The sequence below is a fragment of the Aliiroseovarius sp. Z3 genome, assembly GCF_029105185.1.
Taxonomy (GTDB): domain Bacteria; phylum Pseudomonadota; class Alphaproteobacteria; order Rhodobacterales; family Rhodobacteraceae; genus Aliiroseovarius.
On sequence record NZ_JAFMZK010000002.1, the window covers coordinates 154,756 to 179,234 of the forward strand.

Here is a 24,479-nt window from a genome sequence, read left to right on the forward strand (position 1 = left end):
ACCGGATATGGGAGGCTGACATGACGAAGACCGGTTTCTTTTGGGGCGAGAAGTGCTTTTGGCATTCTGGTGGCAACTACGCAGGCAACCTGCCAGTGGGCGGCTTGGTGCAGCCTTTGGCGGCGGGTGGTTTGCCCGAGAACCCGGAAACCAAGCGGCGCTTGAAGAACCTGATGGACGTGACCGGCTTGACCGGGGCACTTCACGCCCAAACCGCCCCAGAGGCGACCCGCGAGATGTTGTCACGGGTGCACCCAGCGGCGTTTTTGGACGAGTTCAAACGCGTGTCTGATGCTGGTGGCGGCGAGCTGGGCTTGCGCACGCCGTTCGGCCACGGAGGGTATGAGATAGCCTCTCTGTCTGCCGGGCTGTCCGTTGCGGCGCTGGAAGCCGTTTTGAAGGGCAATTTGGACAACGCATATGCCCTGTCCCGCCCGCCGGGCCATCATTGTTTGCCTGAATATCCCAACGGTTTCTGTTTGCTCGCAAACCTTGCCATTGCGATCCGCCATGCTCAGGCCACCGGGTTGGCAAAGCGGCTCGTGGTGCTGGATTGGGATGTGCATCACGGCAATGGAACCGAAGCGATATTCATCGAAGACCCCGATGTTCTGACCATTTCCCTGCATCAGGAGCGTAATTATCCGACAGATACAGGCGATGCGGATGTGCGCGGCGAAGGGGCGGGGCAAGGCGCAAATATGAATATCCCGCTGCCGCCGGGGGCGGGACACGCGACCTATCTGGAAGCGATGGAGCGTTTGGTGATCCCTGCAATCCGCGCCCATGAACCCGAGGTGATCGTCATTGCCTGCGGCTATGATGCTGCCCTGATCGACCCGCTGTCCTGTATGCTCGCCACCGCCGATACGTTTCGTCAAATGACCCGTATGGTCATGGATCTGGCGGAAGATCTGTGCGGCGGGCGCCTGATGATGGCCCATGAAGGTGGGTATTCCGAGGTCTATGTGCCGTTTTGCGGCCACGCAGTGCTTGAGGAAATGTCCGGCGCCGAGATTCATGCCCCTGACCCGCTGGCCGAAACATTCGCGGCCCGCCAGCCTAGCAATCATATGGTGGCGGTGTTTTCCGATCTGATCACCGATCTGCGAGATTTTTTCGATGTTAAATGACGTAACATCTTGACGCGGACCCCACGACACCCGACATGTGCACCAAGCCAGCCGCATTCGCGGCCAAGCCTGCATTTTGCCAGACCAAGGACAAAACCATGCCTGACCGCAACCAAGCTGCGCTGGATTTCCTGCTTAGCCGCCGTTCGCGCCCTGCAAAGACATTGACAGGCCCGGCCCCGGATCGCGAAGCCCTTCTGCCGATCCTGACTGCGGCTGCCCGCAGCCCGGATCACGGCAAGTTGGAGCCGTGGCGTTTCATGGTGTTGGAACGTGGTGCTTTGGACCGGCTGGCCGATCTGGTCGGTGAACGGGGCTTGGCACTGGGTGAACCACCTGAACAGATCAGTAAAGCTCAGTCTGCCTTTGCCGACAGCCCGTTGGCCGTGGTCGTGGTGTCCTCGCCCGTCGCTTCGCCGAAGGTGCCCGAGATTGAACAACTCTATTCGGCTGGCGCTGTTTGCCTTGCGCTTTTGAACGCCGCGCTTGCGTCGGGTTGGGGGGCAAATTGGCTGAGCGGCTGGGCCAGCCACGACCGCAAATTTCTGCGCGATGGATTAGGGTTGGATGACCACGAAACCGTGGCGGGCATCATCCATGTAGGCACGGAAACAAGTGCCCCACCCGAACGCCCACGCCCGGATGTGTCGGCAATCACCACATGGGTAGAGACATGATCTTAGATGATTTCTTCCGCTCGGTCGGCCAGATGACCGATCCGCGTTTTCGCAGCGTGCTGATGAAAGGTTTGGCTCTGACCATTGGCCTTTTGGTTGCCGTCACGATGGTGATGACCTGGCTTGTCGGCTTTCTGGTGCCCGATACCCTGACGCTGCCGTTCATTGGCGATGTGTCCTGGGTGGATGGCCTGGCCTGGTGGGCGTCCCTTCTGCTGATGATTGTCTTGTCCGTCGTGCTGATGGTCCCCGTGGCTGGCGCTTTCACAGGTATTTTTCTGGACGATGTGGCCGACGCGGTCGAGGCACGACACTATCCCGAACTGCCCCCCGCGCCCGACGTGCCGATGGCAGAGACCATTCGCGACAGTCTGGGTTTCTTGGGGGTGATCGTTGGTGTGAACCTGATTGCCCTGATCTTGTTCTTTTTTGTCGGCCCGCTTGCTCCGATCCTGTTCTGGGTCGTGAACGGGTATCTTTTGGGACGGGAGTATTTCCAGCTTGCTGCCATGCGTCGCGTCGGACGGGTCGAGGCCAATCGCCTGCGGTCGCGCAATAACCTGCAAATCTGGCTGGCGGGTACGTTGATGGCGATCCCGCTCTCTGTGCCACTGGTCAACCTGCTGATCCCGATCCTTGGGGCGGCCACGTTCACGCACCTGTTCCATCGGGTGTCGCGCCGCTAGGGCGACAACGGTCGAAAAGAAATCTTGCCTGAAGTGATCCAGTTTACAAAACGCCTCGTATTGAGGTTATGTTGACGCAAACCCTTGATCACCCGAGCACCCGGCCCCCTACGCCATCCGTGCGTCGTTTTGAAGGAAAGCCGGTGTCGCAGACCAAGATCGAGATTTCAGAGCAGACCACCTGGATGCTCGCCGTTCGGGACAAGCAGGATCGTGACGCCTTTTGCGCGTTGTTCGATCACTTCGCCCCGCGTCTGAAAGGGTTCATAATGCGCACGGGTTGTTCAGCCCCGCAGGCCGAGGAGATCGTGCAGGATGTCATGCTGACCGTCTGGCGCAAGGCGGCGATGTTTGATCCCCACCGTGCACAAGTGTCGGCGTGGATATACCAGATCGCCCGCAACCGGCATATCGACATTATACGCAAGGAAAACCGCCCTGTGCCGGATGAACTGGCCGAAGATCCCGGTGCCGAACCGGATGCCAGCCAGATCCTCGCGGTCGAGCAGGAAGCCGGAAAACTGAAAACTGCCCTGTCGTCCTTGCGGCCTGAGCAGCGCGAAATGATCGAAAAGGCCTATCTGGGCGAGCTGACGCATCAAGAGATCAGCGACCAGACCGGCCTGCCACTTGGAACAATCAAATCCCGCATCCGACTTGGGTTGGAGCGGTTGAGACACGAGTTGAAGGGACTGCGCGAATGACCGCAATCACCCATCATATCCCCGACGCCATTCTGGCGGCCTATGCCGCGGGCAGCTTGCAGCATCATTATGCGGTGGCCGTGGCCAGCCACGTGTCGCTGTGCGTGCACTGCCGTGCGGCTCTTGAAGCTCATCAAAGCTTGGGTGGCGCGCTGCTGGAAGAGACCGAGCGCGTGGCTGTATCGGGAAATATGAAAGCCGATCTTTTGGCGCGGCTGGATGCGCCCGCGACGCCAGAACCTGTTTACACCCGACGCGGGATTTATCCCGGTCCGGTGGTCGCGGCGCTGAAAGGGAAAGAGCCGAAATGGAAGTCTCTTGGTATGGGCGTCCGTCAGTCGATCCTGTCTCAGGACAAGCACGGATCGGTTCGGCTGCTGTACATTCCCGGCGGGCGGGCCGTGCCGGATCATGGGCACAACGGGCTTGAAATGACCTTGGTTCTTCAGGGCAGTTTCAGCGACGAAACCGGGCGCTTTGGTGTCGGTGACATCGAGATCGCGAATGAAGACCTTGAGCATACGCCGATTGCCGATCCCGGCGATCCCTGCATTTGTCTTGCAGCAACCGACGCGCCGTTGAGGTTCAATGCATTTGTGCCGCGATTGCTGCAACCGCTGTTTCGGATTTAACCACCACTCAAACCGCCGTGTTTCTGGCAACCGGACTCAGCGCGAATTTTCTGAATCCTTATGAGATTCATTGTTTTGGAGAGGGTTCTCCCACGTTTGCCTGTTCTTCTGAAGCACGGGCGCGGCGGCGGTGGATCATGCGTATTCCTTTCATAGGGACGAGTTAACCAAAGGGGGATCTTACCTGCCAACCAGGAGAAAACTTCGTGAGATCGCTTTTCAGAACCAAGGCCGCTGCACTCGTTGTGACATCCGCGACACGTGCCGCCCGGTTTGAGCGGCATTGCTTTTTTAGGTTGGCCGTTTCGTGTTTCGTAGGCGCGGGGAGCCTATTTCCCGCGATAGACGATCAGGTCAGGCAAGTAGTTCAGCAAACGAATGCCCCAAGAGAACGGCGCAGGAAAATCGGTGCGAAATCTGGTTTTACGCATCGCCTTCACCACCTGCCGGGCCGCATCTTCAGGCGTCATCAGCATAGGCATTTTGAAGGAGTTTTTCTGCGTCAGGCGGGTCTTGATGAATCCGGGGTTGACGATCCGAACCACCACGCCGGTGTCTTTCAGGTCAAACCGCAAGGTCTCGGCCAAGCTGATAAGCGCTGCTTTGCTGGCACTGTAGCCAATGGATTTGGGCAAACCACGATATCCCGCCAAAGACCCGATAAGGGTGATGTCACCCTGACCTTTCGCGACCATCGTGGGCACGAGATGTCCCATAACATGCATTGCGCCGACGAAATTGACGTTGCACATTTGAATTGCCGAGGCGCTGTCCCATTCCGTGGCGGGCATTGGGTCATACGCCCCGGCGATATAGACGACACCATCGACATCTCCGACTTGCGCAACCGCGGCTTCCACTTTCTCGGGGTCAGTCACGTCGATGGGAACCACGCGCGCATCGGTAAGATCACCCGCCAGATCGTTCAGGCGATCTTGGTTGCGCGCCGATAGCACCAGCTTGGCCCCGTCCTTGTCCAAATCATGCGCCAACGCGCGGCCAAGGCCTTCGCTGGCACCGATCAACCAATAGGTTCTGCCTTTGAAACTGATCATCAATCGGTGCCTCGAAATGTTCGGCTGTCCGTGATCAAGTGATCGGGTGGTGCGGGCTTTCGCAGAAAGGGTGCCCGTTTGAGATACAGGATCAAGGCTTGCCAATAGATCAAAGCCACAACCCGCAGCGCACCAAAGGGGCGACGCACAGCCGCCCAGATCAACGAAAGATTGGTGGCGGGTTTCCGATCACCAACCAACGTGGCCAAAACGCCTTCGTCGCCGTTTTCATACTGGATGCGAATGTCGAATTTTTGCTCCGTCATGCCAAAGTTGAAACGATACTGCCCCGCAACCTTTTGGAACGGGGACACGTGCATCAGCTTTTCGGCGACGATTTCATCGCGCCTGTCAATCGGTCGGAAATCAGGATGGGCGCAGAAGTAGCAGTGACGATGCCCGAAGGTGTTGTTAACCTCGGCGACGAAGGCGCGCGCGGTGCCGTTCTTCGTTGCGATCCAGAAACTGACAGGGTTGAAATGAAACCCAAGGAAGCTGGGCTGAGTCAACAGGTAAAGGCGCAGATCGTCACCTGATAATCCGCGCTGCGCAAGTTCTGCGCGAAACCAATCCACCCCAAGGCCGTTTCCGCGTGGACCACCATGGTGCTTGTCCCAAAGGGACCAGAGGTTGACTCTATTGCGTGATAGCAGGGCCGGCTGCTTGTCCTTTTCAAGATCGCACAGCACAAAATCGACGCCATAGGTAAAGGCGTTTTTCAACTTGCCGCGTCTTGCGTGCAACGTATGTGCTTGGACATGATCGACCATTTGCCTTGTTTACGCACCATCTTCGGATCTGGATCACGTTTTTCGCTCGGGCAGCGCAAAAACACGCACTTTCTTCTGATCTGACTGATCCAAGCCGCTCGGCACGCCGTAATCCATTCATGTGACTTGGAAAAAAGAGGCGTCAATGCTTGATCAACAGCTCGGCCCGCGTAGGAAGATTGCGATTGTTGGCGGTGGGATATCTGGCCTGTCGGCTGCTTATTACCTGTCGCCAAACCACGATGTCACGATTTACGAGGCTGCGCCGCGCTTGGGCGGGCACGCCCGCACCGTCATGGCGGGCAAGAACGGTGATCAGCCGGTCGATACCGGTTTCATCGTGTTCAACTATGTCACCTATCCTTACCTAACGCGCCTGTTTCGCGAGTTGAACGTGCCGGTGATGAAAAGCGAGATGAGTTTTGGGGCAAGCATAGATGATGGCTGGCTTGAATACGGGTTGAACAACCTGAAATGCATCACCGCCCAGAAACGAAATCTGCTGCGTCCGCAATTCTATAAAATGATCGCGGACATCCTGCGTTTCGGAAAACGTGCCGAGGCCGCGGCGCAGGATGACGAAAAGACGATCGCCGAGCTGGTGGACGAGCTGGGTCTTGGGCAGTGGTTTCGGAACAATTATCTGATGCCGATGTGCGGCGCGATCTGGTCGACGCCTCTGACCGAGGTCGATCAGTTTCCCGCTAAGTCTCTTGTGCAATTTTTCCGCAACCACGCCCTTTTGGCGGGGCTGGGCGAACATCAGTGGTGGACCGTCAAAGGCGGCAGCGTCGAATATGTGACCCGGCTTGAGGCTGTTTTGCGGACGCGTGGTGTCGACATTCGTTTGGGTGCCCCGGTCATGCGCATCGCGCGGATGCCCTATGGCGTTACCGTCCAATCCGCCGGGGGCGAGGACAAGGGCTATGATGACATCATCCTTGCCTGCCATTCTGACCAAGCCCTTGCTATGTTGGGTGACGGAGCCACGGAGCCTGAGGCAAGTGCGCTGGACCGCATCCGTTATCAACCCAACAAAGCTGTGCTGCATTGCGATGCCAGCCAGATGCCGAAACGCCGTGCGGCGTGGTCCAGCTGGGCCTATCGCTCGCAAGATGGGGCGATTGGCGTCACCTACTGGATGAACAAGCTACAGAACATTCCCGAAGATGATCCGCTTTTCGTGACGCTGAATCCCTCGACCCCAATCGCGGCGGACAAGATCTATGACGAGGTGACGTTCGCACACCCGGTTTTTGACAAGGCGGCCTTGCGAGCGCAGCAAGAGCTGCGTGCCATGCAAGGCCTGAACCGGACATGGTTTGCTGGCGCGTATCACCGCCACGGGTTCCACGAGGACGGCATCGCCAGCGCGATGCGGATCGTACGGATGATCAACCAAGACCAACCAGCGAAAGGATCGGATATTGCGTTTGACGAACAAAGCCCTGAAGTCGGAATTCCTGTCCACCTGTGAACGGTTGCATGAGGGACAGTTGACCCTGCACACGCCCGAGGGCGACACCTATCATTTCGGCTCTGCTGGCCCGGAAGCGGAAATGAAGATCAATGATTGGGCCGCCGTGTCGGCCATGGCCGCGCACGGGCAGGTGGGTCTGGGCGAAACTTATGTGCAGGGCATGTGGGACACGCCGTCGATTGAAACGCTGATGTCTGTTGCGATGCGCAATCGTGACCACCTTGGCAGCTATGATCAGGCAAGTGTATTCAATCGAGCAAAGTTTCGTCTGGTAGATACGATGTTGCGCGCCAATACCCGACGAGGGTCGCGCAAGAATATCCGGTCGCATTATGATGTCGGCAACGAGTTCTACCAGCTTTGGCTGGATGAGGGCATGACCTATTCCTCGGGTCTGTTTGCTGAAGGATGTGATGACCTGAGCGTCGCCCAGACGCGCAAGAATGCGCGGGCTTTGTCCCGGCTTGGATCGGGTCAAAGGGTATTGGAAATCGGCTGCGGTTGGGGTGGGTTTGCCGAACACGCCACCCAGCAGGGGCGTGACGTCACGGGCGTCACCATTTCGCGCAACCAGCATAGCTATGCCGAATGTCGCCTGGATGGCAGGGCTGACATTCAATTGCGTGACTACCGTGACATCAATGGCAAGTACGACAATATCGTCTCGATCGAGATGATCGAGGCCGTGGGCGCGCGCTATTGGCCCAGCTACTTCTCGGTTCTCAAAGACAACCTTGCCGAAGGTGGGCGGGTGCTGTTGCAGACCATCACTGTCAAAGACAGCTTCTTTGAAACCTACAAGGCGTCATCTGATTACATCCGGCAATACGTGTTCCCCGGAGGAATGCTGCTTTCAGACCACGTAATTGAAAACCAAGCCCGCCAAGCGGGTTTGCACGTGCAAGACAGTTTCGCCTTTGGGCAGGACTATGCCCGGACATGTCGCATTTGGGCCGAACGGTTCACAGCGCAGAAGCGCAAGATATCGGAAATGGGCTATGGCGAGGCTTTCTTCCGCAACTGGCAGTATTATCTTGAGATCTGCGCCGCGTCTTTTGCCATCGGGCACACAAATGTCGTTCAGGTGGAACTGGCCCATGCGCGCGGTTAAAGCCTTCTCAATCGTCGTCTCGCTGTTTGTTGGAGCACCTTCTGCTTCGGCGCAAAGTGGCGTTGCCTCCTCTGTCCTGCCGGGGGCTAAGGTGCGCGGCGCAGCGACACTGCGGTTTCTTGGCTTGCCGCTCTATCAGGCCCGGCTGTTCACCGTCGGCGGAGGTGCACTGAACTGGAGTCAGGATTTCGGAATCGAACTGACCTATCTTCGCGATCTTACCCAATATGATCTGGTCGAGGCCACAATGCGCGAGTTCAAACGCACCGGGGGCACACTGCCATTGGAGGCGAAATTGAACGCCTGTTTTGATGCCGTGGGCAAGGGCGACCGATATCTGGCCATTTCGGATGGGCCGGACAATATCGGGTTCTGGCGCAATGGCGTACGGACCTGCACGCTGACCTATCCACAGATCAAGCAACGTTTCATGGGCATTTTTGTGGGCGAGAACACGCGTTCGAAACCATTCACCCGCAAGCTGACGGGGAGCTAGATGGTTTATCCGCGCGTCAGCCTTTATGCCATGATGCTGGCCGCGGCCGGTATTCCGCTTTACATCCATTTGCCGCGGTTTGCCTCGGTCAATCTGGGTGTCGGGCTGGGCGCGATCGGGGTGATCTTGTTGGCCATTCGGCTCGTGGATCTGGTGCAAGACCCGCTGCTGGGATGGGCAGTCGACCGTTGGCCAAAGGCACAGACATTGTTTGCAATGCTGGCCGCAGCCGGCCTGGCCATTGGCTTTCCCATCCTGTTCTCGCTCGAACCGGGTCAGGCTGTCGTGATCAAGATGTCGGTCGTTCTGGTGCTGCTGTTTTCGGCCTATAGTCTGGGAATGATCCTGTTGTATGGCCGCAGCGCGACACTTGCGAAATCGAGCGGTGCACACGATCTGATGACCCTTGCCGGATATCGCGAAGCCGGCATGTTGACTGGCGTTGTCCTTGCTGCCGTAGCTCCTGCCGTGTTCAAGGGGTTGGGCGTCAGCGGGCAGGGTTATCCCGCCTTTGGATGGTTTCTGTGCGCGATCGCCGTAACTGTCGCATTGGTCAGCCGTCCGATCTGGCGGCGCACCCCTGTTCTGGGTGAAGGGCTGTCCTATTCCGGTTTGGCAAGCGCCGGGGCGCTGCGCCTTCTGGTGCTGGCATTGGTTAACAGCCTGCCCGTCGCCGTCACCTCCACCCTATTTCTGTTCTTCGTGGAAGACCGCTTGCAATTGCCTGGCAAGGCTGGCCCTCTGTTGATCCTGTTCTTTGTGTGCGCGGGGCTCAGCGTGCCGCTATGGACACGGCTCAGCCGTCTGGTGGGCACCAGAATGACGCTGGTCGTTTCCATGCCGTTTGCGATCCTCGGCTTTGTCGGAGCGGCCTTTTTGGCCCCCGGAAACCTTGTCGGCTTTGCCGTTATCTGCGTGACATCCGGTGCCGCATTGGGGGCGGATATGGTGGTCTTGCCTGCCATGTTTTCGGTCGTGTTGACCAAGGCTGGGCTGAACGCATCGGCAGCGTTCGGCATCTGGTCATTTGCGGGCAAGTTGGGACTGGCGCTGGCGGCATTTGTCGTATTGCCGCTGCTTGAACACCAAGGTTTTCAGCCCGGACAAGTGAACAGCGACGGTGCCCTTGCGACGCTGAACATCGCCTATGCCGTCGTGCCCTGCATCCTGAAACTCTGCGCCTTTGGTCTTGTGCTGGCGCTTCCAACCGAGGACAGACCCCAATGAAAATTCTGACCGCGCTTCTGCTTCTGATATTGGCAGCGACATTCGCCAAGACCGTCCTGTTCAGCTTCCGCGCCCAAAGCGCCGAGAACTATGCCGGAACCGGACCAGCGTTTTCGATGAAAGAGCATCTGTCCGGTACATTTGCGTCCGAAGGGCTGATCTTTGGTCCGACGGGCAAGATGACCAACAGTTTCGTCGCCCAAATGGAAGGGGAGTGGGAGGGCGACACCGGCACGTTGACCGAGACCTTCACTTACTCCAACGGACGCACCCAGAACCGCAAATGGTTTCTGAAGTTGGGCGAGGGCAGTACATTCACTGCCACCGCCGACGACATTGTGGGCGAAGGGCAGGGTGTTGTGTCCGGGTCCACCGTGATGATCCGTTACAAGATCGTTCTGCCACCCGAGGCGGGTGGTCACACGCTCAGCGCCACTGACTGGCTGTATTTGACGGAAGACGGTGTGATCATGAACAAGTCCGAGATGCGCAAATACGGGCTAAAGGTTGCCGAGCTGATCGCCACCATGCGCCCGATTGATGGAACGAAACCGTGGCCTTGAATAGAGAAAGCAGAAGAACAATCGGAACCGAGTGTGATCCCTGTCGCGACCCATATACCATTGGGCTACTGGGCTGGCGCACCGTGCCCGGACTGCGCACGCCCCAGCATTCCGTCACACCGGAATGGGCGAATGTTTCTTGATGTCGCGCAGCACCACGTTTGTCTGTGCGCTTTCCACCGCCGTCTGTTTGAACAGGAACCCTTCCAGAAACGCGTTGAAGGCCGCCAGATCGTGGCACAGCACCCGCAGGTGATAATCTGCCTGCCCGGTGGTGGCGAAGCATTCCACCACATCGGGGCGACGGTTCACCGCCTGTATGAAATCCTCGACCTTGTCGGGATCGTGGCGGGTCAGTTGCACATGCACGATGGCTTGAAAGCTCAGCCCGGCCTTGGCGGGGTTCAGATAGGCGCCGTAGCGTTCGATGATCTTCGTATCCTCAAGCGCGCGCACCTTGCGCCAACAGGCCGAAGTCGACATCCCCACCGCATTGGCAAGCTCGGCGTTCGAGATCGTGCTGTCCCGCTGCAAAAGGTCCAGAATGCGGCGATCCTTGGCGTCTAACTCCATGGTAGATTTTTCCTTTACTTAACCCGATGTGGGTTCAGTTTACCAAATATCGCATTAGGTGCGGCGTCGAAAGGTATGAATCACCAAGTCAGATGAAATATCTTGGTGATGAATATGTGGAGCCAGCCATGACACGCCAAGATCCAGACTTTCCAACCTATCAACTCGCTGATCGCTATGGCCGCGAAACAGGCCGCGTCTTTCTGACCGGCACGCAGGCGCTGGTGCGCATCATGCTGGATCAGGCGCGGCGCGACCGGGCGACCGGGGTGAACACGGCGGGGTTCATCTCGGGTTATCGCGGGTCGCCTTTGGGTGGCCTGGATCTTGAGCTGTGGCGCGAGAAGGCGCGCGTGGCTGATCACAACATCACCTTCCTTCCGGCGGTGAATGAAGACCTTGGTGCCACCGCGGTTCTGGGCGCCCAACAAGCCAGTCTTGATCCCGATTGCGAGGTCGAGGGCGTGTTTTCCATGTGGTATGGCAAAGGGCCGGGGGTGGACCGGTCGGGCGATGCGCTGAAACATGGCAACGCCTATGGATCGGCCCCGAAAGGTGGGGTTCTGGTCGTGGCAGGCGACGATCATGGCTGCGTGTCCTCGTCCATGCCGCACCAGTCGGACGTCGCCTTCATGTCTTGGTTCATGCCCACGCTGAACCCGGCCTCGGTCGCGGAATATCTGGCCTTTGGCGAATACGGCATTGCCCTGTCGCGGTTCAGCGGCACGTGGGTGGGGTTCAAGGCGATCTCGGAAACGGTGGAATCCGGTCAGTCGGTCGAACTTCTGCCAGATCGTCAGTTCACCTATCCCGAGATCGAGGTGCCGCCCGGCGGGTTGCATGTGCGGCTGGCCGACCTGCCCAGCCCCGAGATCGAGACACGGATCGGGCACAAACTGGCCGCCGTGCGCGCCTTTGTCGAAGCCAACCCGATTGACAGGGCGATCTATGACATTGCCGATGCCACCTTCGGGTTCGTGACCACCGGCAAGGGTCATCTGGATTTGATGGAAGCCTTGCGACTATTGGGGGTGGACGAGGTCAAATGCCGGGCGCTGGGCATCGACATTTACAAGATCGGAATGGTCTGGCCGCTGGACCGGACAGACGCCCTGGGCTTTGTAAGCGGCAAGACCGAAGTGCTGGTGGTGGAAGAAAAACGCGGCATCATCGAAAGCCAATTCAAGGAGTATTTCTATGACTGGCCCGGCACGAAGCCCAACCGGATGGTGGGGAAATATGACAGTCAGGGCGAGCCGCTGATCCCTTGGACGGGTGAGCTTAGCCCGCTGATGCTGGTCCCCATCGTGGCCACCCGTCTGGACAAGGTCTTTCCGGGCGAGAACTTCACAGCGCGGGCCAACGCGCTGGTGGCTCAGCCGCCTTGTGTTCTGAAAACTGACGGGGCCACGCGCACGCCCTATTTCTGTTCCGGGTGCCCACATAATACTTCAACCAAGGTTCCCGAGGGCAGCGTTGCAGCATCGGGCATCGGGTGTCACGTGATGGCCAGCTGGATGGATCGGAACACCACGGGCTATGCGCAGATGGGGGGCGAGGGTGTGCCGTGGGTTGCCCGATCCCGCTTCAATGGCGGCAAACACATCTTCCAGAATCTGGGCGAGGGCACGTGGTATCATTCTGGTTCGTTGGCGATCCGGCAGGCGATCGCAGCGGGGACGAACATCACCTATAAGATCCTCTATAATGATGCCGTGGCCATGACGGGCGGGCAGCCCGTGGACGGCCCCGTCAGCGTGACCGGGATCGTGCAGACATGCCGCGCCGAAGGGGTCCAGCGGATCGCGCTTGTGTCCGATGATATCGGAAAATTCACACGCGGTGACTTTCCAGCCGGTGTAACCTTTCACGACCGGGCCGAGATGGATCAGGTGCAGCGCGAGCTGCGCGACATTCCGGGGGTGACCGTGCTGGTCTATGAGCAGACCTGCGCCACGGAAAAGCGCCGCCGCCGCAAGCGCGGCACGATGGAAGACCCGAAAACGGTGCCTTACATCAATCCGCTGGTTTGCGAGGGGTGTGGCGATTGTTCGGTGGAAAGCAACTGTTTGAGCGTCGAGCCGTTGGAAACCGAGTTTGGGCGTAAACGCAAGATCAACCAATCCAGTTGCAACAAGGATATGTCCTGTCTGAATGGCTTCTGCCCCAGCTTTGTGACCATCGAAGGGGCGACGCGGCGCAAGCGGGACACGTCCAAACTGGATGTGGCGGCGATGCTGGAGGATGTGGGGCAACCTGATTTGCCAAGTATCGCCGAGCCATATGATCTGTTGGTCACAGGTGTTGGTGGCACGGGTGTCGTGACCGTAGGCGCCCTGATCACGATGGCGGCGCATCTTGAGGGCAAAGGCTCCAGCGTTCTGGATTTCACCGGGTTTGCACAGAAATTTGGCACGGTGCTTAGCTATATCCGCCTGGGCGCGTCGCCAGACAAGGTGCATCAGGTGCGGATTGATACGGGATCTGCGGATGCGGTGATCGGCTGCGACATGGTGGTGTCGTCGTCGCCCAAGGCGTCGGTGCATTACAGGCCGGGCAGCAAGGTCGTGCTGAACCGGGCCGAGATGCCAACCGGCGATCTGGTTCTGTCGCGTGACGCAAGCTTGCGCATAGATATGCGCGAGCGAACGATCCGTGCGGCTGTGGGGGCGGACAACGTGTCCGGTCTTGATGCCAACCGCGCGGCTGAAACCCTGCTGGGCGATGCCGTCTATGCCAACGTCATCATGCTGGGCTATGCGTGGCAAATGGGTTTGGTGCCGGTGTCCGAGATCGCATTGAAACAGGCGATCCAGTTGAACGGCGTAAAAACACCTGAAAACGGTCGCGCCTTTGATCTGGGTCGTGTGCTGGCCGCGGCCCCGGATCGCGTCGCCCTGTCCGATCCCAAACCGGACGAAGCAGAGACTCCCAAGGAGCTGATCGAGAAACGGGCCGAGTTCCTGATTGGATATCAGGATGCGACCTACGCTGACCGCTATCGGACAACACTAGATCAGTTTGCGGCGCGATTGCCCGAGGGTCTGCGAGATGAAGTTTTGCCAGTGGCTGCGAAAAGCCTGTTCAAGCTCATGTCCTACAAGGATGAATACGAGGTGGCGCGGCTGCACACCCAAATGGGATTCCATGACCAGTTGCAGCAGGAATTCGAACCGGGGTTCACGCTGAAATACCACTTTGCACCGCCGCTTCTGCCTTTGGGCAAAGACGCCCGCGGGCGGCCACGCAAACGGTCCTTCGGGCCTTGGATCGGAACGGTGCTGACCCGGCTGGCGCGGCTCAAATCCTTGCGCGGGACCATGTTTGACCTGTTTGGATATACCGCAGAGCGGCGTGAGGAACGGGCGTTGGTCACGTGGTATGAACGCGGGCTGCAACAATTGACCGGCAAGATTACCTCGACCAACCGCGACGATGCGCTGGCGTTCCTGTCATCCCCGCTTGAGATGCGTGGTTATGGCCCGGTCAAGCGACGTGCCGTGGCCGAGATGCGGCCCAAAGCAGATACCGCGCTTGAACGCGCCTTAGCCGGCTGATGCACACGATATTGTGTTAAGACCTCGACCGTTTTCGGTCCTGCCCTTGTTGTCCGTCGCAGAAAACCTACCATGTGTTTCCGAACACATAGGAGGATGGCATGGGACTGCTGCAAGACGGCAAATGGGTCGACCAATGGTATGATACGAAGTCCAGCGGTGGGCGGTTCAAGCGAAAGGATGCCCAGTTTCGCAACTGGATCACCGCCGACGGGTCTGCCGGACCAAGTGGCAAGGCCGGGTTCAAGGCTGAACCGGATCGCTATCACCTATATGTATCGCTGGCTTGTCCTTGGGCGCATCGCACGCTGATCTTCCGCGCACTGAAAGGGTTGGAGGGGATGATCCCGATTTCGGTCGTTCATTGGCATATGGCCGGGGATGGCTGGACGTTTCACCCGGTCGATGGCGGGATACCCGACACCGTGAACGGGGCCGAGTTTATGCATCAGATCTATACCACTGCGATGCCGGACTATTCAGGCCGGGTAACCGTGCCGGTTCTGTGGGACAAGAAAGAAAAGACCATCGTGTCTAATGAAAGCTCGGAAATCATCCGCATGTTCAACACCGCTTTTGATGGTATCGGTGCGAAGGAGGGCGATTTCTATCCCTCAGCCTTGCGTGATGAGATCGACGCGTTGAACGATCGCATCTATAGCACCGTCAACAACGGGGTCTACAAAGCCGGGTTTGCAACGACGCAAGAGGCGTATGAAGAAGCTGTGGTGCCGCTTTTCGAAACTCTCGATGACCTCGATCAACGGTTGGCCTCACAGCGATACCTGACCGGATCAACCATTACAGAGGCGGATTGGCGCCTGTTCACCACGCTTGTGCGCTTCGATCCCGTTTATGTCGGGCATTTCAAATGCAACCAGCGCCGGATTATTGATTACCCTAATCTGTGGGGTTATCTGCGAGACCTGTATCAACAGCCCGGCGTCGCGGCGACTGTGAATATGGATCACATCAAGAACCACTATTACGGCAGTCACGAGACGATCAATCCAAGTGGCGTGGTGCCGATGGGCCCCGTCATTGATTTTGAAGCCCCGCATAACCGGGCTGCACTGAGTTAATCCAGCAGCGGGAAAACAGCGGTTTTCTTGACGGTGCCATAGACAAAGCTGGTATCGATCGACGCAATGCCACCGATCGGATGGATGCGGTTGCGGATGAAATCCTCATACGCATCCAGATCCGACACGACCACGCGAAGCTGGTAATCTGTCGCACCCGTCAAGACGTGGCATTCCAGCACTTCGTCGATGGACAAGATGCGCCCCTCGAACCGTTTCACGTCGTTTTCGTTGTGACGCTCCAACCGGATGCGCACAAATACCGTGATGGGCAAACCATAGGTCGCGGCGTCCGCCTCTACCGCGAACCCGCGAATAGCCCCCGAGGCTTCGAGGTTCCGCAACCGCCGCAGGCAAGGCGACGGCGACAGGTTCACAGCCTCAGCCAAATCTTGATTGGTCATCCGCCCATTCTGCTGCAAGGCGCGAATTATTTGGCGATCTTTTCGGTCCATTGCTCCCTCGTTGGCAGGATATGCTAATTTGTATGCCTGTAGTGGCATATTTCGCAATCTTCTGAAACCCCGGATAGGGCATGATGTAGGCGCGTTTTGCAAAGGAGCTTGCCATGACATCGTCCCCCACATCCGGTTTCGCAACCCGTGCCATCCACCACGCATATGATCCGCAGGACAATGAAGGCGCGCTGACGCCGCCACTGCACCTGACCTCGACATTTGCGTTTGAAACCGCCGAGGCCGGCGGAGAGATGTTCGCGGGCGACCGTCCGGGCCATATCTATTCCCGTATTTCGAACCCAACCTGCGATCTGCTTGAACAACGCATCGCAACGCTGGAAGGCGCCGAGGCAGGATTGGCGCTGTCATCGGGCATGGGGGCGATTACTGCGGTTCTGTGGACGCTTCTGTCACCGGGGGACGAGGTGATCGTGGATAAAACCCTTTACGGCTGTACCTTTGCCTTCATGCAACACGGGTTGGCGAAATGGGGCGTAACCATCACCCATGTGGACATGACCGACCCCGACAACCTGCGCGGCATGATCAGCGACAAGACCCGTGTGGTTTATTTCGAAACCCCGGCCAATCCGAACATGCGCCTGGTTGATATCGCCGCGGTGTCGGAGATTGCACATTCGGCGGGGGCAACAGTGGTGGTGGACAACACCTATGCCACACCTTACCTGACCCGCCCGATTGAACATGGCGCCGATATCGTGTTGCACTCTGCCACCAAATATCTGGGCGGCCATGGTGACGTTGTCGCCGGTCTGGTGGTCGGCACCTTAGAGCAGATCACCGAAATCCGCCTTGTTGGCATGAAAGATATGACCGGCGCAGTGATGGCCCCGTTCAACGCGATGCTGATCCTGCGGGGGCTGAAGACGTTGGCCCTTCGGATGGACCGGCATTGCGCATCGGCACAGATCGTGGCGCATTGGCTGGAAGCGCATCCGGCAGTCAAAGCAATTCACTTTCCGGGGCTTGAAAGCTTTCCCCAACACGCTGTTGCGGAAGGTCAGATGGACCAGCCGGGTGCGATGATCGCATTTGAGGTCGACGGCGGCATCGACGGAGGGATCGCCATGATGAACCGTTTGACGATGATCCAGCGCGCGGTTTCGCTTGGGGATGCAGAAACACTGATCCAGCACCCGGCGTCGATGACTCATTCGACCTATACGCCCGAAGAACGCGCCGAGCATGGCATCTCGGACGGGCTGATCCGCTTGTCTGTGGGGCTGGAGGAGGTCGCGGATATTCTCGCCGATCTCGAATCTGCACTGTCCCCCGCGATGCAACACGCCGCAGAATAGTCGAAGCGAATGCATCCCACCCTCAGCCTGCGGGCGTGTCAAACGGCCGGGAAGCAGGTCTGAGGCGGTGCACAGAGACGTCATCCGCAGCCCGGCGGGTGATGCACCTTGTTTGATCGAAGGTTTTGAGCATGCCCACTGATGTGACCCAGTTGAAAATCATTGAACAACGGCTGCTTTGGCTGTCGCACTGGATGATACACCACGCAAACCATATCCGGCCGAAATCGGACGGGATAAAGGTCGGTGGGCATCAGGCGTCGTCTGCGTCAATGGTGTCAATTATGACGGCGCTCTATTTCAGCACGCTGAAACCCGAGGACCGGGTCGCGGTCAAGCCGCATGCCAGCCCGATCTTTCATGCCATGCAGTATCTGATGGGCAATCAGACGCGCGAGAAGATGGAGAACTTTCGAGGGTTTGGCGGGGTGCAAAGCTATCCCTCGCGCACCAAGGATATCGACGATGTGGATTTTTCGACCGGATCTGTTGGGTTGGGGGTGGCGATTACCTCGTTCGCATCGATGGTGCAGGACTACATCGCCGCGAAATCCTGGGGTGAAGATGTGCCCGTGGGTCGGATGGTGGCGCTGGTTGGCGACGCCGAGCTGGACGAGGGCAACATCTATGAATGCCTTCAGGAAGGCTGGAAAAATGACCTGCGCAACACGTGGTGGATCATCGACTACAACCGTCAATCGCTGGACGGGATTGTGCGCGAGGGTTTGTTTGAACGGGTCGAGAAAATCTTCGACGCCTTTGGGTGGGACGTTGTGCGCGTCAAGCACGGGGTTTTGCAGCGTAAGGCGTTCAAGGAACCGGGTGGCGCGGCGCTACGCGACTGGATCGACGCCTGCCCGAATGCCGAGTATTCGGCGCTGACATTCATGGGCGGTGCGGTTTGGCGCAAACGTCTGATGGATGACTTGGGCGATCAGGGGGACGTCACCGCATTGATTGACCGACGTTCGGATGATGAATTGGCAGAGCTGATGGAGAACCTTGGCGGAAACTGCGTCGAAACGATGGCCGACACCTTCGCCGCAATCGATCATGATCGTCCGACCTGTTTTCTGGCCTACACCATCAAGGGCTGGGGCACACCCATCGCGGGGCACAAGGACAACCACGGCGGGTTGATGAACAAAACCCAGTTTGCCGAATGGCAAACTCATATGGGTGTGGCCGATGGTGACGAATGGATGCCATTTGCCACCGTGGACGACCCTGACGCGCTGAGGGTGTTTCTGGACAACGTGCCGTTTTTTGCCAAAGGGGCGCGGCGCTACACCGACGACAAACTGTCTGTTCCCGAGATTACGATCAGCACAGATCGCGAAATCTCGACCCAAATGGCATTTGGCAAGGTGTTGGATGATCTGTCCAAGGGCGACAGCGATTTGGCGGCGCGGATTGTCACGATGTCTCCGGATGTAACCGGCACCACCAATCTTGGGCCGTGGGTGAACCGGCGCAAGCTGTTCGCGCGCAAGGCGCAGGCAGATGCGTTTATCGAGCACCGTATCCCTTCGACAGCCAAATGGGAGTTCACACCCGATGGCCAACATATCGAGCTTGGCATCGCCGAGATGAACCTGATGCTGCTCTTGGGTGCGGCGGGGCTGAGCCACAGCCTGTTCGGCAGGCGGTTGATCCCCATCGGTACGGTGTATGACCCGTTCGTCAATCGTGGGCTCGATGCCCTGAACTATGCCTGTTATCAGGATGCGCGTTTCATTTTGGTGGGCACGCCCTCGGGTGTGACGCTGGCCCCCGAGGGCGGCGCGCACCAATCGGTTGGTACACCATTGATCGGTATGTCGCAGGACGGGCTTGCAGCGTTTGAGCCCGCTTTCGCCGACGAGTTGGCCGTGATCATGGCGTGGGCATTTGATTATCTGCAGCGCGACGGCGAAGGGGATCCCGATGAACGGACCTGGTTACGCGATGAAACCGGCGGATCGGTCTACCTGCGCCTGACCACCAATCCGATCGAGCAACCCGGCAAGCGGGTGGATGAGGATTTCCGCCAAGGGGCCATTGATGGTGCCTATTGGCTGCGCAAACCCGGGGCCAACTGTGAAGTGGTGATTGCCTATCAAGGGGCGGTCGCGCCCGAAGCCATCAAGGCGGCTGGTATGATCGGCGAAGGGCGACGGGATGTCGGTGTTTTGGCCGTGACATCGGCGGATCGGCTTAACGCTGGATGGACCGCTGCACAGCGTGCGCGGGCGCGGGGCAATACCGGTGCCTTGTCGCATATTGAGCATCTGATGCAGGATCTGCCTGCCCATTGCAAATTGATCACTGTCATTGACGGCCACCCCGCGACCTTGGCATGGCTGGGCAGTGTTGTCGGTCATCACACTCTGCCGTTGGGGGTCGAGCATTTCGGCCAGACCGGCACCATCGGCGACCTCTATCGTCACCATGGTATCGATGCCGATGCGATTGTCGAAAAAGTACAGGGGTTGACCACGGGCAGGCCCGTAAGAATTTCTCATGCGTAGCGTCTTTGCCGCGCTTGTTGGCGAATATGCACTAATTCGTTGGCGCGGCTTGCCACGCGACTCTGGCCTATCATAATCTGCCGCAAATAGAATAAGCCTGCTGCCCGCGCGGTGGCAGGAAGGCGCCAGGGTTGTGAATGCCCGTCGAGCGCGACGCGATGCGGATACATGGGCCAAGCGCACCAGTGCGGGTATGTCCTATCGCCTTTTCAACACGCTGGCCGATCACCCTATTCCAAGCGGTGTCGGTGATTTTCGTCTTCTTGATCGTGAAGTGGTGGACGCGATCTGCGAGATGGGCGAACGGTCACGCTTTGACAAGGCGGTTTTCGTCTGGGTCGGATTTGAGACGACAGAGGTCGAATATGACAGACCCGCGGGTGCCGAGCGCGACAGCCACTGGCCATATTGGAAGTTGTGGAAACTGGTGTTGGCCGTATCTATACAGAAGTGCGCAAGCGTCCGCTTTACATCGTGCGTTCGTATGTTCCGCAAAACGCCAACGAAGAGGCAAAGAATGGATCGTGATGTCTATGAACGTATGAACGAGTTGGAAGCGCAGCATTGGTGGTTTGCCGCGCGCCGCGACGTGATCGAGACACTGATCCAACGTCGTGCCAACCTTCCGACGGATGCGCGTAAGGATGCGATCAGGAAACTGACGGACAGCGATGCACCGGATGACAGTATGCCGCCTGGGTGGCCGAACGGATTGATGCGGCAGATTTTTGGGGCAGAAAGGTTTTTGCTGGGGCGGGTGCCTTTTCCAATCGGGCTGTCGCTTGGCGCTGTTCTTGAGAAGGCCTGACCATTGCTCGCTCAGCTGTTTCGATTCATTGGTGTCGGCGGTCTAGCGACGATCATACATGTCCTTGTGGCAACTGTCGCTCACAGGCTGCTTTCTGCGCCAGAACTGTGGGCGAATTTCAGCGGCTTCTGCGTGTCGGTCGTGATCTCATATCTGGGCCATTCTCGTTTTACGTTTGCGGCAGAGCCAAATCACAAACAGCATTTGCCCAAGTTCGTTTTCGTGTCCCTGACCGGACTTGCAACCAGCAGTTTCATCGTCTGGTTAATCGCCACATTTACGGGCGGCAGTTTCTATTTGGCGATGGCATTCGTTGCAGTGATCGTACCCTTGGCGACATTTCTTGCCCTAAGGTTTTGGGTGTTTTCGCATCGCGGCACGCCGTTCCTGCCAACATGGCCGATGGTCTTGGTTGTTCTTTGCGGGATGGCTGTTTTCATCAAGGTCTATTGGAACTGGCCGGTCAATCACGACACCGCTTGGTATCTTGTCGCGACACGGAAGATGCTGGGTGGGGCGCAACTTTACGTCGATCTGGTCGAGGTCAATCCGCCCCTTAACTTCTATCTGACCATCCCGGCGATTATAATCGCAGATGGCCTGAGCATAAGTGATACCAATGGGCAGTATTTCTTTGTGGCGCTGCTGTACGGATTTAGCCTGCTGTGGTCCGGAGCCATCTTGCGAAGTGCTGCTGACCCAAGCGCGCTGCGCCGGATCCTGTTCTTCGCGTTTATGGCGGTGGTCTATATGCTGGGCGCGGCAAGCGATATTGCGCAGCGCGAACACCTTCTGGTGTTGTTTCTGTCGCCGTGGTTGATGTGGTATCTTGTTCGCCCGGTGCAGGGGCCTTCATTGGCAAGCAGCGCATTCGCCGCGATTGGTATCTGTATAAAGCCGTTTTTTCTGGTGTTTCCGATCACGTTTCTGATCCGGGACATGTGGCTCCGCCGCTCCTTTGCGCCCATCGTCTATCCCCGTTACCTTCTGATGCTTGCGATTGGTGTGATCTACGTGGGCCTGGTCATGGCGTGGCATTCGGAATACCTGACAGACATCGTCCCAATGGCGGGTAAAGTTTATGGGGCATACAAGAACCCCCTTTGGGTTGTCTTGCGCATCTCGTTGGTTTCGATCCTGCTGGGTCTTGTCATAATGGCACCGCTTGTTCGCCGGACGGGGCAGGATAATGGCAATCTGACCTTTGGATTGGCTGCGGTTGCGGCTTTGCTTGGCTTTGTGGTTCAAAGCACCGGATTTGGCTATCAACTGGTGCCGTTCATCATTTACTCGTTGCTGGCCGGTGCGTGGTGGCTGCTCAATGTACGTTCCAGACCTTTGAGCGTCGCCCTGACCTCTTTGGCCTGCGCATTGTCGCTGATTGTGCTCTATGAGCGTGGAAAATATGTCAGTCCGCTGACGGATGAAGTGATCTATGCAACTCAGAAAACCGGGCCGATTGAAAGCATGGTGTCTGATTCCATGCTGTTGGACCCCGGCGCTCCTGTAGCATTACGGCTTGGGATCGACTGGACCAGTCGCTATCCCGCCAACTGGCTGTATCCCGGAGCCTTGAAGAAATTGGCGGAGACCGATTGCGCGAAAGAAGCCGAGCTTTGTGCTGAACTGAATGGTATTGTGGAACGAAATCGAACGGATTATCTGAACGATATCCTCGTCCACAAACCTGATCTGATCGTATCAGACCGGGCTGTTATCAATTTGACATCAGATCCGCTGACGTGGGCGGCCATTATGAAATCTGACCCGCGTTTTGTTGAAGAAATGGCAAACTACAGGTTGGTTCATAAGAGCGAGCGGATGGACTACTACCTCCGCAACGAAGAGTGATGCTGCGTTTTACACGTCAGTCCAGAACGACAACCTGACCCGTTGTCAGACCCTTCTCCATGCCCCCGGCGCGTATCCAGATCTTGCTGACCCCAATACGGGTCACCCGAAAGCCGTTGAAACTTGTGCCTTTGGTGGCCTTTATGATGCGCCCATCACTCATCTCCAAAAGCGCCCATGCGGCGGTGCCGGTTTTGTATATGCCGACAACTGACATCCGTTTTCTGCCGTCATCCCACCTGATTGATGCGGGGGCAGGTGCCGACGCGGGTGTGACGACAGCGACGGTCGGTTCGGTTGACGGACGTGATGGTTCGGCGACGTTTTGGCGGGCAGGTGGACGGGCCGGATCGGAGTGTAGCCTTTGCGGTGGTCGAGGAGAGGCGGCGGGCGCGGAATGCGGCGCGGCACCATTGCCTTCGCCGGGTAACGGGAGCGGGATCGCGGCCAGAACTTTCGCCAAGTGATCTACGAGCTCTTCGTCGCTTTTACGCGTGATCGCCTTTGGCGGCAGAAGGCTCAGATCGCCTAAGTTTGCGGCGGCCAGTTTGGCTGGTGTGATCATCCGTCTCGACCTGCGCTGCCGTGGTTCATTGTGGACAATCGCTGCGAGGGTGGGGGCAGGGGCGGCGGAAAGGTCTGGAGGGCTGAGCGATTGCGAAACGGCAAGCACCGCATCACCGTCAACTCGCTGGGGCGGCAGGTCCAGCTCGGCCATCGCGAACACGATCTCGGGCAAGGGCTGGGGGGTGGTGTTGGCCAGTGCGAACACATCGGCAGGCGGTGCGGGCGGAATGGGAATGTCAATCGGTCGTGCCAAGGCAGCGATCTGCATGTCCAGTTGATAATCGGCATCGTGCATGGCCTGCACGACGTCGATTACCGCAGGTGCCGCCAGGTCTGCGACCACTTCATTCAAGGGGGCGGGGGGGCTTTCCCTTACTGGTGTGCCCATGGAAAAGACCGACACCGGGTGGTCACTGTTGGTCTCATCATGCAGCCCCGCTGGCGCTGTCGGCGCAACGCGCTTACGGGGCGGGTTGGACGTGTCATTTTCTGACGGTAAGGGAGATCCAAATCTGTGCGTGTCGATCAGGGCCGCCGGAGCGCGTGTGGAGAGTCTGGGAGCGAGAGAGGTGATGACAGGATAACTGTCGCTACCGGTGCTTGGTGGTTTGGGCTTGCGAAGTGTGGCGACGAGATCCGGCAGGTTTGAACCGGGTGTTGGAGTATTTTGAACGGATGGCGGGTTGGATTGCTCTGCAATCTTCAATGTGTCTGGAATCAGTTCAGCCGGCGTGAACTCGTAGGTGATTGCCTGTGGGTCCGGCCAGATTATATTTGAAGCATAGATCGCCAACGACACGAACAGCCCACCCACTATGAACAGGACGGACGCAATGGACAGTGCCAGTCGACGCGATCTTGATCCTCTCATAAATCCAACCTGCTCACCGGTAAATTCTGCGCTCACCAGTCAAGCGTCCGGTCGGTCATCCTGTCAATGTCGGCAGGTTACTGTCTGGTATCAAAGTACCTTGTTCTCGCGGAGTGTTGCGGGAAAACAAACAAAGACGGCGTGTCCGTCACGCCTGAGCGCAGAGGAATTGGCTTATTTCAACATGCAAGAGGTCAACCTGGCCCAGATCGGGCACGAGCCGTGGCAGGGCGCGTCCGTTTACATGTGTGTCACATCGTTTTTAGGAATTGGTCGGGCTGAGAGGATTCGAACCTCCGACCCCCTGCTCCCGAAGCAGGTGCGCTACCAGGCTGCGCTACAGCCCGAC

General features: G+C 58.0%; 21 protein-coding genes and 1 tRNA gene. 16 read left to right on the forward strand and 6 right to left on the reverse strand.

Translation table 11 applies throughout. The annotated features are described in order from the left end of the window. The first annotated feature begins 20 nt into the window (after positions 1–20). The 5 genes from J3R80_RS03735 to J3R80_RS03755 all read left to right on the forward strand — a co-directional run bounded on the left by J3R80_RS03735 (position 21) and on the right by J3R80_RS03755 (position 3,832). Positions 21–1,133: a class II histone deacetylase gene (locus J3R80_RS03735; protein WP_275392418.1), complete on the forward strand. Its 1,113-nt coding sequence runs from the start codon at positions 21–23 to the stop codon at positions 1,131–1,133. A gap of 98 nt (positions 1,134–1,231) precedes the next feature. Continuing rightward, the gene (locus tag J3R80_RS03740) at positions 1,232–1,810 is read left to right on the forward strand and encodes a nitroreductase (RefSeq protein ID WP_275392419.1); all 579 of its coding nucleotides are present in this window, start codon (positions 1,232–1,234) and stop codon (positions 1,808–1,810) included. Next, a complete protein-coding gene (locus J3R80_RS03745) occupies positions 1,807–2,496 on the forward strand; it encodes an EI24 domain-containing protein (RefSeq protein ID WP_275392420.1) in 690 nt (229 codons plus the stop codon). The genes J3R80_RS03740 and J3R80_RS03745 overlap by 4 nt, the downstream gene beginning before the upstream one ends. A 185-nt stretch (positions 2,497–2,681) precedes the next feature. Further along, positions 2,682–3,200 carry a sigma-70 family RNA polymerase sigma factor gene (locus J3R80_RS03750; RefSeq protein WP_275392772.1) on the forward strand — a complete coding sequence of 173 codons (519 nt, stop codon included), beginning with the start codon at positions 2,682–2,684 and terminating at the stop codon, positions 3,198–3,200. Next, complete coding sequence (locus tag J3R80_RS03755) at positions 3,197–3,832, forward strand: ChrR family anti-sigma-E factor (protein ID WP_275392421.1); 636 nt, start codon at positions 3,197–3,199, stop codon at positions 3,830–3,832. The genes J3R80_RS03750 and J3R80_RS03755 overlap by 4 nt, the downstream gene beginning before the upstream one ends. Before the next feature lie 329 nt (positions 3,833–4,161). Here J3R80_RS03755 and J3R80_RS03760 read toward each other — a convergent pair whose 3' ends face one another. Beyond that, positions 4,162–4,887: an SDR family NAD(P)-dependent oxidoreductase gene (locus J3R80_RS03760; RefSeq protein ID WP_275392422.1), complete on the reverse strand. Its 726-nt coding sequence runs from the start codon at positions 4,885–4,887 to the stop codon at positions 4,162–4,164. Beyond that, positions 4,887–5,657, reverse strand: coding sequence for a DUF1365 domain-containing protein (locus tag J3R80_RS03765; protein WP_275392423.1), 771 nt, complete (start codon positions 5,655–5,657; stop codon positions 4,887–4,889). The genes J3R80_RS03760 and J3R80_RS03765 overlap by 1 nt, the downstream gene beginning before the upstream one ends. A 145-nt stretch (positions 5,658–5,802) precedes the next feature. Between J3R80_RS03765 and J3R80_RS03770 the strand changes: the two genes are divergently transcribed. From J3R80_RS03770 to J3R80_RS03790, 5 genes are read left to right on the forward strand one after another with little or no spacing between them, the layout of a single operon-like run. Then, positions 5,803–7,134 (forward strand): FAD-dependent oxidoreductase, encoded by a 1,332-nt coding sequence (locus J3R80_RS03770; protein WP_275392424.1) that lies wholly within the window; start codon positions 5,803–5,805, stop codon positions 7,132–7,134. After that, positions 7,085–8,248, forward strand: coding sequence for a cyclopropane-fatty-acyl-phospholipid synthase family protein (locus J3R80_RS03775; RefSeq protein ID WP_275392425.1), 1,164 nt, complete (start codon positions 7,085–7,087; stop codon positions 8,246–8,248). The genes J3R80_RS03770 and J3R80_RS03775 overlap by 50 nt, the downstream gene beginning before the upstream one ends. After that, positions 8,235–8,744 carry a hypothetical protein gene (locus J3R80_RS03780; protein ID WP_275392426.1) on the forward strand — a complete coding sequence of 170 codons (510 nt, stop codon included), beginning with the start codon at positions 8,235–8,237 and terminating at the stop codon, positions 8,742–8,744. Before J3R80_RS03775 ends, J3R80_RS03780 begins: the two co-directional genes overlap by 14 nt. Then, entirely contained in the window at positions 8,745–9,971 is a 1,227-nt protein-coding gene (locus J3R80_RS03785) for an MFS transporter (RefSeq protein WP_275392427.1), read from the forward strand. After that, on the forward strand, positions 9,968–10,534 hold the full coding sequence (locus J3R80_RS03790; protein ID WP_275392428.1) for a DUF3833 family protein: 567 nt from the start codon (positions 9,968–9,970) through the stop codon (positions 10,532–10,534). The genes J3R80_RS03785 and J3R80_RS03790 overlap by 4 nt, the downstream gene beginning before the upstream one ends. A 114-nt stretch (positions 10,535–10,648) precedes the next feature. On the opposite strand, the gene J3R80_RS03795 is transcribed toward J3R80_RS03790, so the two are convergent. Next, on the reverse strand, positions 10,649–11,107 hold the full coding sequence (locus J3R80_RS03795; protein WP_275392429.1) for an Lrp/AsnC family transcriptional regulator: 459 nt from the start codon (positions 11,105–11,107) through the stop codon (positions 10,649–10,651). 128 nt (positions 11,108–11,235) lie between these two features. On the opposite strand from J3R80_RS03795, the gene J3R80_RS03800 reads away from it, so the two are divergent. After that, entirely contained in the window at positions 11,236–14,664 is a 3,429-nt protein-coding gene (locus J3R80_RS03800) for an indolepyruvate ferredoxin oxidoreductase family protein (protein WP_275392430.1), read from the forward strand. Positions 14,665–14,765: 101 nt separating this feature from the next. Next, the gene (locus J3R80_RS03805) at positions 14,766–15,746 is read left to right on the forward strand and encodes a glutathione S-transferase family protein (protein WP_275392431.1); all 981 of its coding nucleotides are present in this window, start codon (positions 14,766–14,768) and stop codon (positions 15,744–15,746) included. Here the strand turns inward: J3R80_RS03805 and J3R80_RS03810 are convergent. Then, positions 15,743–16,201: an Lrp/AsnC family transcriptional regulator gene (locus J3R80_RS03810; RefSeq protein WP_275392432.1), complete on the reverse strand. Its 459-nt coding sequence runs from the start codon at positions 16,199–16,201 to the stop codon at positions 15,743–15,745. The two genes, J3R80_RS03805 and J3R80_RS03810, sit on opposite strands and share 4 nt — an antisense overlap. 113 nt (positions 16,202–16,314) lie before the next feature. On the opposite strand from J3R80_RS03810, the gene J3R80_RS03815 reads away from it, so the two are divergent. From J3R80_RS03815 to J3R80_RS03830, 4 genes are all read left to right on the forward strand, one after another. Next, on the forward strand, positions 16,315–17,523 hold the full coding sequence (locus J3R80_RS03815) for a methionine gamma-lyase (protein WP_275392433.1): 1,209 nt from the start codon (positions 16,315–16,317) through the stop codon (positions 17,521–17,523). 131 nt (positions 17,524–17,654) lie between these two features. Further along, positions 17,655–20,033 (forward strand): 1-deoxy-D-xylulose-5-phosphate synthase N-terminal domain-containing protein, encoded by a 2,379-nt coding sequence (locus tag J3R80_RS03820; RefSeq protein ID WP_275392434.1) that lies wholly within the window; start codon positions 17,655–17,657, stop codon positions 20,031–20,033. A gap of 193 nt (positions 20,034–20,226) precedes the next feature. Further along, complete coding sequence (locus J3R80_RS03825; RefSeq protein WP_275392435.1) at positions 20,227–20,841, forward strand: hypothetical protein; 615 nt, start codon at positions 20,227–20,229, stop codon at positions 20,839–20,841. A 504-nt stretch (positions 20,842–21,345) separates the two neighbouring features. Continuing rightward, positions 21,346–22,692: a hypothetical protein gene (locus tag J3R80_RS03830; RefSeq protein ID WP_275392436.1), complete on the forward strand. Its 1,347-nt coding sequence runs from the start codon at positions 21,346–21,348 to the stop codon at positions 22,690–22,692. 16 nt (positions 22,693–22,708) lie between these two features. On the opposite strand, the gene J3R80_RS03835 is transcribed toward J3R80_RS03830, so the two are convergent. Together J3R80_RS03835 and J3R80_RS03840 are read right to left on the reverse strand one after the other, a co-directional pair. Continuing rightward, entirely contained in the window at positions 22,709–24,130 is a 1,422-nt protein-coding gene (locus tag J3R80_RS03835) for a hypothetical protein (protein WP_275392437.1), read from the reverse strand. 270 nt (positions 24,131–24,400) lie between these two features. Next, positions 24,401–24,477, reverse strand: a tRNA-Pro gene (locus tag J3R80_RS03840). Positions 24,478–24,479 lie beyond the last annotated feature (2 nt).

Bases quoted from the DNA above. Each gene is read 5' to 3' on its own strand.
- J3R80_RS03735 (WP_275392418.1), top strand. From the start codon at position 21: ATGACGAAGACCGGTTTCTTTTGGGGCGAGAAGTGCTTTTGGCATTCT.
- J3R80_RS03740 (WP_275392419.1), top strand. From the start codon at position 1,232: ATGCCTGACCGCAACCAAGCTGCGCTGGATTTCCTGCTTAGCCGCCGT.
- J3R80_RS03745 (WP_275392420.1), top strand. From the start codon at position 1,807: ATGATCTTAGATGATTTCTTCCGCTCGGTCGGCCAGATGACCGATCCG.
- J3R80_RS03750 (WP_275392772.1), top strand. From the start codon at position 2,682: ATGCTCGCCGTTCGGGACAAGCAGGATCGTGACGCCTTTTGCGCGTTG.
- J3R80_RS03755 (WP_275392421.1), top strand. From the start codon at position 3,197: ATGACCGCAATCACCCATCATATCCCCGACGCCATTCTGGCGGCCTAT.
- J3R80_RS03760 (WP_275392422.1), bottom strand. From the start codon at position 4,887: ATGATCAGTTTCAAAGGCAGAACCTATTGGTTGATCGGTGCCAGCGAA.
- J3R80_RS03765 (WP_275392423.1), bottom strand. From the start codon at position 5,657: ATGGTCGATCATGTCCAAGCACATACGTTGCACGCAAGACGCGGCAAG.
- J3R80_RS03770 (WP_275392424.1), top strand. From the start codon at position 5,803: ATGCTTGATCAACAGCTCGGCCCGCGTAGGAAGATTGCGATTGTTGGC.
- J3R80_RS03780 (WP_275392426.1), top strand. From the start codon at position 8,235: ATGCGCGCGGTTAAAGCCTTCTCAATCGTCGTCTCGCTGTTTGTTGGA.
- J3R80_RS03785 (WP_275392427.1), top strand. From the start codon at position 8,745: ATGGTTTATCCGCGCGTCAGCCTTTATGCCATGATGCTGGCCGCGGCC.
- J3R80_RS03790 (WP_275392428.1), top strand. From the start codon at position 9,968: ATGAAAATTCTGACCGCGCTTCTGCTTCTGATATTGGCAGCGACATTC.
- J3R80_RS03795 (WP_275392429.1), bottom strand. From the start codon at position 11,107: ATGGAGTTAGACGCCAAGGATCGCCGCATTCTGGACCTTTTGCAGCGG.
- J3R80_RS03800 (WP_275392430.1), top strand. From the start codon at position 11,236: ATGACACGCCAAGATCCAGACTTTCCAACCTATCAACTCGCTGATCGC.
- J3R80_RS03805 (WP_275392431.1), top strand. From the start codon at position 14,766: ATGGGACTGCTGCAAGACGGCAAATGGGTCGACCAATGGTATGATACG.
- J3R80_RS03810 (WP_275392432.1), bottom strand. From the start codon at position 16,201: ATGGACCGAAAAGATCGCCAAATAATTCGCGCCTTGCAGCAGAATGGG.
- J3R80_RS03815 (WP_275392433.1), top strand. From the start codon at position 16,315: ATGACATCGTCCCCCACATCCGGTTTCGCAACCCGTGCCATCCACCAC.
- J3R80_RS03820 (WP_275392434.1), top strand. From the start codon at position 17,655: ATGCCCACTGATGTGACCCAGTTGAAAATCATTGAACAACGGCTGCTT.
- J3R80_RS03825 (WP_275392435.1), top strand. From the start codon at position 20,227: ATGTCCTATCGCCTTTTCAACACGCTGGCCGATCACCCTATTCCAAGC.
- J3R80_RS03830 (WP_275392436.1), top strand. From the start codon at position 21,346: ATGCTGGGTGGGGCGCAACTTTACGTCGATCTGGTCGAGGTCAATCCG.
- J3R80_RS03835 (WP_275392437.1), bottom strand. From the start codon at position 24,130: ATGAGAGGATCAAGATCGCGTCGACTGGCACTGTCCATTGCGTCCGTC.